Below are 12,514 nucleotides of genomic sequence, written 5' to 3'. Positions count from 1 at the left end.
CTAATCCACTGAGGCTATGGTTTTGCCAGAGGGGCTATCTTCGCCCGCTGACTCTTGAGGAACTGCTTCAGCAGCTTGAAGCGCTGCCTTTTCTGCTTTGAGTTTTTTCAAGCTTTCCTTTTTATCAGGCTTGGTCACAACGCTGATCGAGCCGTTTACGACCGTTTGACAAGCCAATCGGCAGGTTGAAGGGCGTTTCTTAAGCATGCGATCTTCAACCGCGTTACGAGGAGATAAGTTATGCGCTCCTTCTACGATATCCACAACGCAGGTACCGCACTGACCATAGCCACCGCACTGAGTGAGCTTGCCCATGAAGGTATAGATATCAATGTTGTTTTCCTGGGCCTTGAACCTGAGGTTTGAGCCAGTAGCTACCTCAATTTCCTTATTTTCTTTAACAAACTTAATACTAACCATGAGCTGTGTCCCATCTGTATTTCTGCCGCGTCTTTGCTGATTAGGCCATCTATTATCAGGCCATTTCGTTTGCCTCACGCTTGCTTTGAAGGTTGAGGAATAGTTACACTTCTTTATACACCTTCATTTTTACATTTTTGTGTACGAACCTGGGCAGACGGGTCTAATTTCTTACTTTTTCTTTGGCAAAAAGCAGGGATAATCGCCATATAGTCGCCACTTTACAGGTTTGGAGAGGTTCTATATCTGGTAGCCTTAGTAATATCTGAAGTCTTTTTAGCGGACATCAAATTTTTATTAACAGGCTTCGCTCTACAAAAGCTCGGTTTGGACTCAAATTTTGATGTTCACAAAAGTTTAAGTAGGCAATCAACATTTTTTTAGCAAAACAAGGAGGAGCGTAGTCAATGGGTCTACCTTGGTACCGAGTACATACAGTCGTTCTGAATGACCCAGGGCGTTTGATTTCTGTACATTTAATGCATACGGCACTTGTAGCCGGCTGGGCAGGTTCTATGGCCCTGTTCGAGCTAGCCACTTTTGATCCAAGCGATCCAGTGCTCAACCCCATGTGGCGGCAGGGCATGTTCGTGCTTCCTTTTATGACCCGATTGGGTGTAACAGGGTCTTGGGGCGGCTGGGACGTAACCGGAGCTACGGGTGTAAGCCCTGGCTTTTGGTCTTTTGAAGGTGTGGCACTCGCTCACATCGTATTGTCCGGCCTGCTGTTCTTGGCAGCTTGCTGGCACTGGGTGTTTTGGGATCTAGAGCTTTTCCGCGACCCCCGTACGGGCGAGCCTGCTCTGGACTTGCCTAAGATGTTCGGCATCCACCTATTTCTCTCTGGTCTACTGTGCTTCGGTTTCGGAGCGTTTCATCTCACAGGTCTCTGGGGACCTGGCATGTGGGTTTCTGATCCGTATGGCTTGACTGGCCATGTTCAGGGGGTTGCTCCTGAGTGGGGACCGGCTGGCTTTAACCCGTTTAATCCAGGTGGCGTGGTTGCTCACCATATTGCGGCAGGTATTGTCGGCATTGTGGCTGGGCTATTTCACCTCACGGTTCGTCCGCCACAGCGGCTGTACAAAGCGCTGCGTATGGGTAATATCGAGACCGTGCTATCTAGCTCGATTGCGGCTGTATTCTTTGCGGCTTTCATCGTAGCTGGCACAATGTGGTACGGCTCTGCGACGACACCCATTGAACTGTTTGGCCCAACTCGCTATCAGTGGGATGGCAGCTACTTCGCCGAAGAGATCGACCGACGTGTACAGCGAGCTGTTGCTGGCGGTGCTTCTGAGGAAGAAGCTTACGCCAGTATTCCTGAGAAGCTTGCGTTCTACGACTATGTAGGCAACAGCCCTGCCAAGGGTGGTTTGTTCCGCGTTGGCCCGATGAATACAGGCGATGGTATTGCGACTGCTTGGCTAGGGCATCCTGTCTTTCACGATGGTGATGGCCGCGAGCTAACGGTTCGTCGCTTGCCTAACTTCTTTGAGACTTTCCCAGTTGTTCTTGTTGATAAGGACCAGAACTTGCGCGCTGACATCCCGTTCCGCCGAGCTGAATCGAAGTATAGCTTTGAGCAGACTGGCGTAGTTGTTGACTTCTACGGTGGTGAGCTAGACGGCCAGCATATTACAGACCCCGCTGCAGTTAAGCGCTATGCGCGTAAAGCTCAGTTGGGTGAACCGTTTGAGTTTGACCGGGCAACGCTGGATTCTGACGGTGTATTCCGTTCTAGTCCTCGCGGCTGGTTTACCTACGGACATGCGGTCTTTGCGCTGCTGTTCTTCTTTGGTCATATCTGGCATGGCGCTCGTACGTTATTTAGAGACGTATTTGCGGGTGTCGATCCTGACCTATCGCCTCAGCAGGTTGAGTGGGGTTTCTATCAGAAGGTAGGTGACCTCTCAACTAAGGTTTCTAAGTAAGTTAATCGGCTAGGGTAGGCTCTAATATAGTGTTAGAGCCTGTCTTAGTTTTTGCTCTGGTTCGAGGCAATTTCGGTTCAGGGCAAGATGTCGTTCATTTGGAGAATGCGTTATGGAAGCTGTTGCTTACATTTTGATTTTTGCTTGTATTATTGGAACTTTGTTTTTTGCGATCGCATTTCGCGAACCCCCAAAAATTACCAAAGACTAATCGATACAGGCTACTGATTAGCGGTATTTCGAGACCGTTATTATCAAAAGAGGGCTGGCGCTTGATCTTCCTTGAAAGAGGTTGATTAGCGTCAGCTTTCTGACTATTTGAAGGTTTGTTTGATAGCAGCTATTCAGTTCATTGCTAGACTTCATCAACCCGTCTGGTGCGTTTCTGCTAAGACATTTTCTCTGGCAATCGTGTTAGTTAAGCTCGTTTTGTCGTAACGTTGCAGTAGGGGAACCCTACAGAAAGCTCGTCTTTTAGAGACTGACCTGTCATGCAGTGTCCATTTTGCCAGTATCCAAATAACCGTGTTCTAGAATCGAGATCGGCAGAGTCTGAGCGCAGCATCCGCCGCCGTCGTGAGTGCTTAGAATGCGAACGCCGCTTCACGACCTACGAGCGAATCGAATATGTACCTATTACGGTACTTAAACAAAGAGGCGATCGCGAGTCTTTTGATCGTTCCAAACTGCTGCGTGGTATTATTACCGCCTGTGAAAAAACGGGTGTCACCGCTCAAACTATTGAGCGTATCGTGGATGATATTGAAGCTGGGCTACAGCAAAAAGTCATTCGGGAAGTTACTAGCGAAGAAATTGGTGAGCTGGTATTAAGTCATCTCAAATCCGTCAGCGAAGTCGCCTACGTCCGTTTTGCCTCAGTCTATCGACAGTTTCAAGGAATTCGTGACTTTGCAGAGGCACTTAATCACCTCAAAGACGACCACACGCAAGCTCGTGACGATCATTCGGGAAAGACCGCGACCAAGGAAGAGAACGCTGAGCCCAACTACGCTTCAGTCGGTGTTGATTGTTCTGGGGCATCTGACTCAACTGATAACTCTACTAGTAGAGAAAAAGCGGCAGATCGAGTACCACTACCCAGCAATGCCTAGCCAATCCTTCTATAGCGCTCGAACTATAGCGCTTGAATATTGCTTCGATTGAGGGGGTGAGCTTCAAAGCGGCGAGCTCAAAATAATGCGGCAAAGGCTCAAACGCCTGTTAAAAATGATGGCGTTTTGTATCCTCTGTGTTCTATGATGATTATTCTTGTGACAGGAGACCTCAAAGGCGTCGATTGCCTTTTCTAACTGAAAACCTTAGTAAGATTTATAAGCGATTACGTAAGCCGAACGCAGAGATCAAAAGATCTTGGAAAATGGCTGTGATCGCGAGGTGTTCACTCGTTCGCGGAGACAGAATAACTGTAGGAAAAATCTAGCATGGCCAACTCGGATACTCAAAGCGCAGACATTGGTTTTACACACGACGATTTTGCAGCACTCTTAGACCAATACGACTACAATTTCAACCCCGGTGATATCGTTCCAGGAACCGTATTTAGCATCGAACCTCGGGGTGCTCTGATCGATATTGGTGCTAAAACAGCTGCTTATCTCCCGATTCAGGAGATGTCTATCAACCGAGTTGAAGGTGCCGAAGAAGTTCTCCAGTCAAATGAGACTCGCGAATTCTTTATTCTGACAGACGATAACGAAGACGGTCAGCTAACGCTTTCTATTCGCCGCATTGAGTACATGCGCGCCTGGGAGCGCGTTCGTCAGCTTCAGCAAGAAGACGCGACTGTTCGTTCACTTGTCTTTGCGACTAACCGAGGTGGCGCACTGGTGCGAATCGAGGGTCTGCGCGGATTTATTCCAGGCTCTCACATCAGCACCCGCAAACCTAAAGAAGATTTGGTCGGAGAAGAGCTGCCGCTGAAGTTCTTGGAAGTGGACGAAGAGCGCAATCGTCTGGTTCTGAGCCACCGCCGAGCGCTAGTCGAGCGCAAGATGAACGGTCTACAGGTCAGCGAAGTCGTGCTAGGTACGGTGCGTGGCCTGAAGCCATACGGTGCGTTTATTGACATCGGTGGCGTCAGCGGTCTGCTTCACATCTCTGAGATTTCTCACGACCACATCGATACGCCTAATTCCGTTTTGAATGTGAATGACGAAATTAAGGTGATGATTATTGATCTAGATGCTGAGCGAGGACGGATTTCACTTTCGACCAAGCAGCTAGAGCCGGAACCGGGTGACATGGTGAAAAATCCTGATCTGGTCTATGACAAGGCAGAAGAGATGGCGGAGCGCTATCGCGAGCAGCTACGTCAGAAGGCGTTAGGCGAGTCTGGAGAGGCTGTTAGTGATGATGGCTATGTGGTAGAAGAACAGTTGGTAGAGACCGAGGCATAGAGTTTGAGTTTTGGAGTCTGAGACTTGGAATCTGAGGCGTAGGCACTAGCGATAGGCTACGTCACTGTTTATATCTCTTCGAGCTCGAAATATAGTCTTTGAGCTACGGTGCTTAGAAGGAAAGGTCAGTTGGCCTTTCCTTCTTTATGCTTTCAGCTTTTGCGTATTTCACCACATATATGACAAAGAAACCCTATGGCAACTATCTATTGCCACGATCATAAGTTTGAATCAATTCGGGCCGTTTTATTTGACAAAGATGGCACGCTAGCGAATGTCGAGGAGTATCTAGGCAAGGTGGGAATGGCGCGATCGCAATCCATTCCAAACCAGCCCCCCGCTTTCCATGCCAACTTGCTGGCCGCCTTTGGCCTAACAACAAGCAGCCTCGATCCGACTGGACTGCTAGCAGTGGGCAGCCGCCAAGAAAATGAAGTGGCGGCTGCTGCCTATATTGCGGCCACTGGTACAGGCTGGATTGAAGCCCAGACAATCGCTCAATCCGCTTTTGCCCAGGCCGATATTGCCCTCGCGCCAAAAGTTGAGCAGACTCCTTTGCTAGAAGGCGTGCGCTCGCTGCTGTCTCGGCTATCGCTAGCTAATATCAAGCTTGGTATTGTTTCTTGCGATCTTCATTCAGAGGTGGCCAAATTCGTAGAGCACTATGATCTAGCTGAAATCGGCTGGTATTGCGGTGCGGCTCAGGGCTTCCCGCTCAAAACACAGCCAGGGTTTCTATCGTTTGCCTGTAAATCTCTGTCTGTTAGTCCCGGCGAAACCCTAGTTGTTGGCGACTCTGCTTCTGATCTAATGCTGGCAAAACAAGGGGCGGCTGGCTTTTTAGGGATGGTTGGCGGCTGGACGCGATCGCCTACCCTCGCACCAACTGTCAGAACATTTTCGCACCTGTCACAAATTCGCTGCTAGCTTAACTGGCCAAAAAATTGCCACGTTGAACGTTTCAGCTAGAAGCCTATTAGTGCTTTCGATTGGTGTACAGACAGCATAACGAGGTACTTTGGATATCATGTCAGACAAAACACACGGCCCCCTGTGCGTTTTGTGAGTCATCTAAAGCTATCTAAAAAGGCTTCGCATCTCAGGTTAAGGAGAATTGGCTATTGTCTCGTCGCTATCTGTTTACGTCAGAGTCGGTCACAGAGGGACACCCCGATAAAATTTGTGATCAGATTTCGGACACTATTCTAGACACAATGCTGGCCCTAGATCCCAGCAGTAGAGTCGCTGCTGAGGTCGTTGTCAATACGGGTTTAGTCGTTGTGACTGGAGAGATCTCTTCTAGTGCCTCTGCGAACTTTGTCAAAGTTGTTCGTGAGAAAATTGCCGAAATTGGCTATACCAATCCCAAGAATAACGGCTTCTCATCTGATAGCTGCTCTGTTCTAATCGCCCTAGATGAGCAGTCAGCCGACATTGCCCAGGGTGTAGACCAGGCTCAAGAAACCCGTGAACAGACGAGCGATGAGCGTTGGGACGCTATTGGCGCGGGCGACCAAGGCATTATGTTTGGATTTGCCTGTAATGAAACGCCCGAGCTGATGCCTTTGCCTATTAGCCTAGCCCACAGAATTTCTCGCGAGCTAGCTGCCGTTAGAAAGAGTGGTCAGCTCGCCTATCTAGGCCCAGATGGAAAGACTCAAGTCACCATTGAATATGAAGACGGTCAGCCAGTTGGCATTGATACCATTCTGGTTTCTACTCAGCATCAGGAAACCTTTGACGGTTTGAGCAGTAACCAGGATGTACAAGCTCGCATCAAAAAAGACTTGTGGAAAGCGGTTGTCTTACCTGCTTTTGCAGGCTTAGATATTCAGCCTTCCGAAAAAACTCGCTTTTTAGTGAATCCCACCGGAAAGTTTGTTATTGGTGGACCTCAAGGTGATTCTGGCTTAACCGGGCGGAAGATCATTGTGGATACCTATGGCGGCTACTCTAGGCACGGCGGCGGTGCCTTTTCTGGCAAAGACCCGACTAAGGTCGATCGCAGCGCGGCCTATGCTTGCCGATACGTCGCTAAAAACATTGTGGCAGCAGGACTAGCTGATAGATGCGAAGTGCAGCTCAGCTATGCGATCGGTGTGGCTAGACCAACGAGCATTTTTGTTGAGACTTTTGGTACTGGCACTGTCTCAGATGACAAGCTGCTAGCGCTAATCACTAACCACTTTGAGCTGCGACCCGCTGGCATCATCGAAACCTTCAACCTAAACAAGCTGCCTTCAGAGCGGGGTGGTCGTTTCTATCAAGATGTGGCTGCTTATGGTCACTTTGGCCGAGACGATCTCGATTTGCCTTGGGAGAAAACGGACAAGGTCGCAGAGCTAAAATCGGCTGTGGCTAAACGAGAGGTGGTCAGCGTGTAGCGGAGTTGGTTGACGACCCGTCGACTAACGATTTTGACTCAGATGATAGGCTTTAGGGGCTAAGACGCTACGGTAATATCGCAGATGACTCCATTTCCGTCGTATCAGCCTCAAAACCTGTCGTTAGGGCCGCTTGAGGCTGAGATTGTTGAGATTTTGTGGCTGCTTGGCCCAACCTCGGCTACGGCTATCCATCAGCACATCTTGGAAGATATTGAACGAGAACTGACGTATTCGTCCGTATCGACTGTGCTGAAGCGACTGACCAAGAAGGGCTGGGTAAGCTGCGATCGCCAGAATCGAATTCACATTTGGAAAGCGCTGGTCTCGCGCCGCAGCGCCGAAATTCTCAAGGCTCACCAGCAGCTGCATCAGTTCTTAGCGGTTGGCAGTCCAGAGATTGTCGCTGCTTTTGCCGACACGCTAGATGACCACAGCCTAGACCAGCTAGATGCGATCGCCCAGAAAGTAAAGGCCGCTAGAATAGCTAGAGACCAGTCGTCTCAAAATCAGTTGTCTCAAGATCAGCAGCAAGACCCTCAGCAAGGAGGCCAGCAGCAGTGATGCACCTCCAGATGATCGGGCTATCGATTGTAATTGCGATCGCTGCTCGTGTGCTCAGTCAGTTCATAGCTTCACCGGCTCAGCGCCTTGCTCACCGGCCAGCTCATCAGTGGTCTGCTCGCTGGACCCGTGCCCTAGCTGCGTTCGTCGCACCGCCGCTATTGCTGTTGACGACTGCGATCGCAATCGTTGTGATGGGCTTTAGCAGTTCTCGTCATTTAGACGGTCAGCTCAGCTATCTCATTTCTTTCGGCTTCATTTTAAGCGCCCTAGCTCTCTGGGCCAAGCTCAGCTGGCTGTCGCTGCAGATGCGGCGTCATGCCGTCCACAACTATCCCATACACACCATTCAAACTGCCGACGGTATCGCAACCAGCAGATGCATAGACTCTGCGGTTGTCTACTGCGCTAGAGTCGGCCTGTGGTCATCTGAACTCGTCCTCAGTCAGGGGTTGCTTGACTGTTTAGATGAAGAACATCTGCATGCAGTCGTTGCTCACGAAGCCGGACACGCCCATTATCGTGACACTTTTTGGTTCCTTTGGTTGGGGGGCTTGCGTCGTCTTACTCGCTGGCTGCCCTACACTGAGGCACTATGGCAAGAGTTGATGCTGCTTCGAGAAATTAGAGCCGACCGCTGGGCCGCCAAGAGTGTTGATGCGCTGGTCCTAGCAGAGTCACTGCTGAGCGTTATCCAGGCTCCGCTAACGACGACAGAAGAGATTTGCCCTGGATTTAGCTGGCCGACTCCTCAGAGCCGTCTCAACCAAAGAGTGGACGCGCTACTTGGCGAAGATGTTAAATCGCTTAGGCTCCTGCCCGAACATTGGTTAGCCGTGTCGCTCTCACTGACGCCGCTGCTCACAATCCCATTCCACTACTAACAAAATCACTATTACCAATCAATCCGTTACGCTGCGCTGATGTTCTCTGCCGTTAGTAAACTCGCTATAAAAAGGGACTTCCACCGCAATAGTGAAAGTCCCTTTTTAAAAAGTTGAAAAGAATCTACTAGCTGTAGTTTTGGTAGGTTGAGCTTTTAGCAGCTAAGCCTACCGACTAGACTCTACCAGCTGGATTTAACTACGCCAGGCAACAGACCCTGGTGAGCCATATCACGTAGAGCATTGCGGCAAAGGCCAAAGTCGCGGTAGTAGCCACGCGGACGTCCTGTTTTCCAACAGCGGTTGTTGAGGCGAGTGGGGGCGCTGTTTCTAGGTAATTGCTGAATCTGACGGTGGATATCCAGCTTTTGAGCCTGGTTAGGCGCTTGGGCAAATTCTTTGAGCAAAGCTTCACGCTTATCCGCGTACTTTGCGACTAATTTCTCGCGCTTTTTCTGGCGCGCAACCATGCTTTTCTTAGCCATGAGGCAGGATTACTTACTATTTTCTAGTACTCAGTCTTTGATTATATGAGCGTTAGCAGCTTTTGTAAACGTCTGAATTTTATTGGCTAACTCTACCAATGCCAACTTATTAACGATGCCAGTTTAGAAGACTTGGCGATTCGCCTATCGCTTCTTCGCCTTTGACCGCTCAGCTACCTTTGCTGCTCTCTCAGCCGCTTTACGAATTTTGATTGCCCCTGGACAAATATCTAGCAGTTCACAGCCAGAACAGTTGGGATTTCTAGCGCTGCACACCGCCCGCCCATGATACACCAATCGAATTGACCAGTTCTCCCAGTCGGGCTGAGGCAGCAGCTTCATCAGATCTTGCTCGATCTTGGTTGGCTCTGTCTGCTTTGTAAGGCCAAATAAGCCAGAGAGCCGTTTTACATGAGTATCTACTGTCACGCCCTCATGAATATCAAACGCATGCGCCAGGACGACATTAGCCGTTTTTCGCGCCACGCCAGGTAGACTCGTTAGCGCTTCCATAGAATTCGGCACTACGCCATCAAATTCAGTGACAATTTTGTGACAAGCTGCTCGAATGTTCTTCGCCTTACTTCGAAAAAAGCCAGTAGAGCGAACTAGCTCCTCTAGCTCAGCGATGTCTGCTCCGGCCATAGATTCAGCGTCAGGGAAGCGCTCGAACAAAGCAGGGGTTACCTTGTTGACCCGAGCATCCGTACACTGCGCCGATAGCATAGTCGCGACCATCAGCTGCACGGGCGTTTCATGGTCTAGAGAACAGGGCGCTTCTGGATAAATCGCCTTCAGCCGCGACAGGATTTCTAGCGCGCGCTCTTTTTTCCGTAGCTTCTGCACCGGACGCAGTAGCGGCGGCGGCAGGTCCGGTAAGGGCTGTGGAACAGCAACGTAGCCGTTCTCTTTACTAGGCGGTGGGCCTAACTGGACGGGAGGATTCACTGCCTGAGATTTTGTAGAACTTCAAGCTGGGTGGTATCTCGAATAATCAAGAAGACACCTAGCCCCAGCAAAAGGAAGATGCCTGTTTGCATGACACTTTCTTGCAGGCGGACGGGTAGCGGCTTGCCGCGCAGCGCTTCAATCATCAAGAAAGCGAGCTGACCGCCGTCTAACGCAGGCAAAGGCAAAATATTGATAATTGCCAAGTTGATGCTGATAATAGCCGCGAAGGGAAACAGGCTACGTCCATCTGTTTTGGCCAGTCCTGCCCCCTGTTCGACGATTTTGACTGGGCTGCCGACCTGACCAGCCATAGAGGAAAAGTCAGTAATTAAAGAGAGCATACCGCTCGCGACTAGGACTGTCTTTTCTTGAAATTCTCTAGCAGCAACGCTGAGCACTTCTGTCGGACTATTGGCGCGGCGATACTCAACAGAACCGTTCGGCTGTAGGGCAACGCCGATCACTGCGTCGCCACCGGGCTTTTTGACCTGAGGCGTAACGGTCACTGCTAGCTGCCTATCGAATCGCTGTAGTGTCAGGTCGACTGGCTCATTTTCGTTGGCCTGAATGATCCGAATCAGCGTCCTTTGCGCGCTGTCTTCGCCTTCGACTTCACTGCCAAGGCGATCGCCATTTACTGCCAAAATTATGTCGCCAGATTTGATGCCAGCTACTTCAGCGGGCGTTCCTTGCATGACCTCTGGAATAAACACACCTGGCTTGAGGTTAAAGCTATCAGGGACGCCGATGCTGCCGAACTGAATGACAAACACCAGATAGGCAAATACCATATTGGCAATGACGCCAGCGCTAATCACGATAGCTCTATCTAGAACCGGACGATTGCCTAGTAAGTCAGGATCATCGGCGGGAATCGTGCTGTCAGGATCTTCGTCTGGGAAGCCAACAAAGCCGCCTAGCGGAATGGCCCTAAGCGCATACTCAGTCTGCGGACCTTGATATTTCCACAAGATCGGACCGAAGCCGATAGAGAAACGATTGACATGAATGCCCTGCAAGCGAGCTGCCATAAAGTGGCCAAGCTCATGAACAAAGATTAGAAGGGCTAAAACTCCGATTACGGCCAGTACGGTCATAGAAGCGCTGCGTTAGGTTAACTTTTGTTGTCGTCACAGGTGTTATTGTACAGCGCTAGCTTATGGCTTGTGTGCCCATATACTTCTGCAGGACTTCGGGAATCTCTACCGTACCGTCCGGTTTCTGATAGTTTTCTAGGATTGCGGCCATCGTTCTCCCGACGGCTAAACCAGAGCCGTTGAGGGTATGAACGTACTCAGTGCCTTTCTTCCCGGATTCTTTGAAGCGAATGTTAGCTCTGCGCCCCTGAAAGTCAATGCAGTTTGAGCAGCTAGAGATTTCTCTATATTTGCCAGCAGAAGGCAGCCACACTTCGAGGTCGTATGTCTTGGTTGCGTTGAAGCCGAGATCGCCGCTACACAGCTCTAGCACCCGGTACGGCAGCTTGAGCTGCTGCAAAATATCTTCGGCATCAGCGGTCAGTTTTTCGAGTTCGTCAAACGAGCTGCCAGGGTGAACGAACTTGTACATCTCAACTTTGTTGAACTGGTGGAGACGGATCAGGCCCCTAGTGTCCCTGCCGTAGCTCCCAGCTTCACGACGAAAGCACGGGGTATAGGCGCAGTAGTCAATCGGCAGCTGATCGGCGGTTAGGACTTCGTCGCGGTGAAGGTTCGTCAACGGGACTTCGGCGGTGGGGGTGAGCCAAAGATCGTCGCGATCGCACTTAAACCCATCTTCAGCAAACTTCGGTAGCTGCCCCGAACCCTGCATCGATGCCGAATTTACCAAGATCGGCGGTAGAACCTCGTTGTAGCCTACGCCTGTGTGCCGATCTAGCATAAAAGAGATCAGCGATCGCTCCAGCGCTGCCCCAGCGCCAGTCAAGGTCACAAACCGACTCTGCGCGATCTTGACCGAGCGCTCAAAATTCATAATGCCAAGCTTTTCACCGATTTCGTAGTGCGGCAGTCTATCCTCACCATCCGCCGGAATCAGCTCATCTCCCCAACGCCGTAGCTCCACGTTGTCATCTTCACTTTTTCCAACTGGCGTCGAATCGCTAGGCAGATTCGGCAGCGTCAGCAAGATCGATTCAATCTGAGCTTTAAGCTCTCGTTCTTTCGGCTCAAGTTCGCCAATCTCCTGCTTAACCTGGTTGCCCGCTTCACGCAGTGACTTGACCTCATCCCCTTTTGGGTCTGCGCCTGCGCGAATCTTTTGACCGACTGATTTACCTACCTCATTACTACGGGCCTGCAACTCAGAACGCCGCTGCTCAAGCTCACGCTGTTGACTGTCTAGCTCAAGCAAGGGCTGCAAATCATAACTGCCTCGCTTGTCTAATGCAGCCTTTACTTTTTCGGTTTGATTGCGAATTTGCTTGATGTCGAGCACGGTCCTTCCTTTACCTATTCCTAAGCGTTCTTCAGCCAG

General features: G+C 50.4%; 13 protein-coding genes. 8 read left to right on the top strand and 5 right to left on the bottom strand.

The window, feature by feature from the left end; all coding sequences use genetic code 11:
- Positions 1-420: a 2Fe-2S iron-sulfur cluster-binding protein gene (locus IQ256_RS06715; protein ID WP_193854771.1), complete on the bottom strand. Its 420-nt coding sequence runs from the start codon at positions 418-420 to the stop codon at positions 1-3.
- A 407-nt stretch (positions 421-827) separates the two neighbouring features.
- Between IQ256_RS06715 and psbB the strand changes: the two genes are divergently transcribed.
- From psbB to IQ256_RS06675, 8 genes are all read left to right on the top strand, one after another.
- Positions 828-2,354 (top strand): photosystem II chlorophyll-binding protein CP47, encoded by a 1,527-nt coding sequence (psbB, locus tag IQ256_RS06710; RefSeq protein ID WP_193854770.1) that lies wholly within the window; start codon positions 828-830, stop codon positions 2,352-2,354.
- 112 nt (positions 2,355-2,466) lie between these two features.
- Positions 2,467-2,565: a photosystem II reaction center protein T gene (locus tag IQ256_RS06705; RefSeq protein WP_038016079.1), complete on the top strand. Its 99-nt coding sequence runs from the start codon at positions 2,467-2,469 to the stop codon at positions 2,563-2,565.
- 280 nt (positions 2,566-2,845) lie between these two features.
- On the top strand, positions 2,846-3,466 hold the full coding sequence (gene nrdR, locus IQ256_RS06700; protein ID WP_193854769.1) for a transcriptional regulator NrdR: 621 nt from the start codon (positions 2,846-2,848) through the stop codon (positions 3,464-3,466).
- Between the two features lie 330 nt (positions 3,467-3,796).
- Entirely contained in the window at positions 3,797-4,771 is a 975-nt protein-coding gene (locus tag IQ256_RS06695) for a 30S ribosomal protein S1 (RefSeq protein WP_193854768.1), read from the top strand.
- A gap of 195 nt (positions 4,772-4,966) precedes the next feature.
- Entirely contained in the window at positions 4,967-5,698 is a 732-nt protein-coding gene (locus tag IQ256_RS06690) for an HAD family hydrolase (RefSeq protein ID WP_193854767.1), read from the top strand.
- Between the two features lie 194 nt (positions 5,699-5,892).
- On the top strand, positions 5,893-7,155 hold the full coding sequence (gene metK, locus IQ256_RS06685; RefSeq protein WP_193854766.1) for a methionine adenosyltransferase: 1,263 nt from the start codon (positions 5,893-5,895) through the stop codon (positions 7,153-7,155).
- 84 nt (positions 7,156-7,239) lie between these two features.
- Positions 7,240-7,719 carry a BlaI/MecI/CopY family transcriptional regulator gene (locus tag IQ256_RS06680; RefSeq protein WP_193854765.1) on the top strand — a complete coding sequence of 160 codons (480 nt, stop codon included), beginning with the start codon at positions 7,240-7,242 and terminating at the stop codon, positions 7,717-7,719.
- Positions 7,719-8,603 (top strand): M56 family metallopeptidase, encoded by an 885-nt coding sequence (locus IQ256_RS06675; RefSeq protein ID WP_228024644.1) that lies wholly within the window; start codon positions 7,719-7,721, stop codon positions 8,601-8,603. Before IQ256_RS06680 ends, IQ256_RS06675 begins: the two co-directional genes overlap by 1 nt.
- 182 nt (positions 8,604-8,785) lie before the next feature.
- On the opposite strand, the gene rpsN is transcribed toward IQ256_RS06675, so the two are convergent.
- From rpsN to serS, 4 genes are all read right to left on the bottom strand, one after another.
- Positions 8,786-9,088 carry a 30S ribosomal protein S14 gene (gene rpsN / locus IQ256_RS06670; protein ID WP_193854763.1) on the bottom strand — a complete coding sequence of 101 codons (303 nt, stop codon included), beginning with the start codon at positions 9,086-9,088 and terminating at the stop codon, positions 8,786-8,788.
- Positions 9,089-9,232: 144 nt separating this feature from the next.
- Complete coding sequence (gene nth, locus IQ256_RS06665) at positions 9,233-10,036, bottom strand: endonuclease III (RefSeq protein ID WP_370623359.1); 804 nt, start codon at positions 10,034-10,036, stop codon at positions 9,233-9,235.
- A complete protein-coding gene (gene rseP / locus IQ256_RS06660; RefSeq protein ID WP_193854762.1) occupies positions 10,033-11,136 on the bottom strand; it encodes an RIP metalloprotease RseP in 1,104 nt (367 codons plus the stop codon). Before rseP ends, nth begins: the two co-directional genes overlap by 4 nt.
- Positions 11,137-11,191: 55 nt before the next feature.
- The gene (gene serS, locus IQ256_RS06655) at positions 11,192-12,475 is read right to left on the bottom strand and encodes a serine--tRNA ligase (RefSeq protein WP_193854761.1); all 1,284 of its coding nucleotides are present in this window, start codon (positions 12,473-12,475) and stop codon (positions 11,192-11,194) included.
- Positions 12,476-12,514: the final 39 nt, after the last annotated feature.

Origin of the sequence: cf. Phormidesmis sp. LEGE 11477 (assembly GCF_015207105.1) — a bacterium.
Classification (GTDB): domain Bacteria; phylum Cyanobacteriota; class Cyanobacteriia; order Phormidesmidales; family Phormidesmidaceae; genus Phormidesmis.
The sequence above is the reverse complement of the archived record's forward strand: the minus strand, read 5'-3'. Positions and strand labels throughout refer to the sequence as shown.

What these genes read in the sequence shown, in the direction of transcription:
- IQ256_RS06715 (WP_193854771.1), bottom strand. Translation starts at nt 420, where the DNA reads ATGGTTAGTATTAAGTTTGTTAAAGAAAATAAGGAAATTGAGGTAGCT.
- IQ256_RS06690 (WP_193854767.1), top strand. Translation starts at nt 4,967, where the DNA reads ATGGCAACTATCTATTGCCACGATCATAAGTTTGAATCAATTCGGGCC.
- rpsN (WP_193854763.1), bottom strand. Translation starts at nt 9,088, where the DNA reads ATGGCTAAGAAAAGCATGGTTGCGCGCCAGAAAAAGCGCGAGAAATTA.
- IQ256_RS06675 (WP_228024644.1), top strand. Translation starts at nt 7,719, where the DNA reads ATGCACCTCCAGATGATCGGGCTATCGATTGTAATTGCGATCGCTGCT.
- psbB (WP_193854770.1), top strand. Translation starts at nt 828, where the DNA reads ATGGGTCTACCTTGGTACCGAGTACATACAGTCGTTCTGAATGACCCA.
- rseP (WP_193854762.1), bottom strand. Translation starts at nt 11,136, where the DNA reads ATGACCGTACTGGCCGTAATCGGAGTTTTAGCCCTTCTAATCTTTGTT.
- IQ256_RS06680 (WP_193854765.1), top strand. Translation starts at nt 7,240, where the DNA reads ATGACTCCATTTCCGTCGTATCAGCCTCAAAACCTGTCGTTAGGGCCG.
- nrdR (WP_193854769.1), top strand. Translation starts at nt 2,846, where the DNA reads ATGCAGTGTCCATTTTGCCAGTATCCAAATAACCGTGTTCTAGAATCG.
- IQ256_RS06705 (WP_038016079.1), top strand. Translation starts at nt 2,467, where the DNA reads ATGGAAGCTGTTGCTTACATTTTGATTTTTGCTTGTATTATTGGAACT.
- IQ256_RS06695 (WP_193854768.1), top strand. Translation starts at nt 3,797, where the DNA reads ATGGCCAACTCGGATACTCAAAGCGCAGACATTGGTTTTACACACGAC.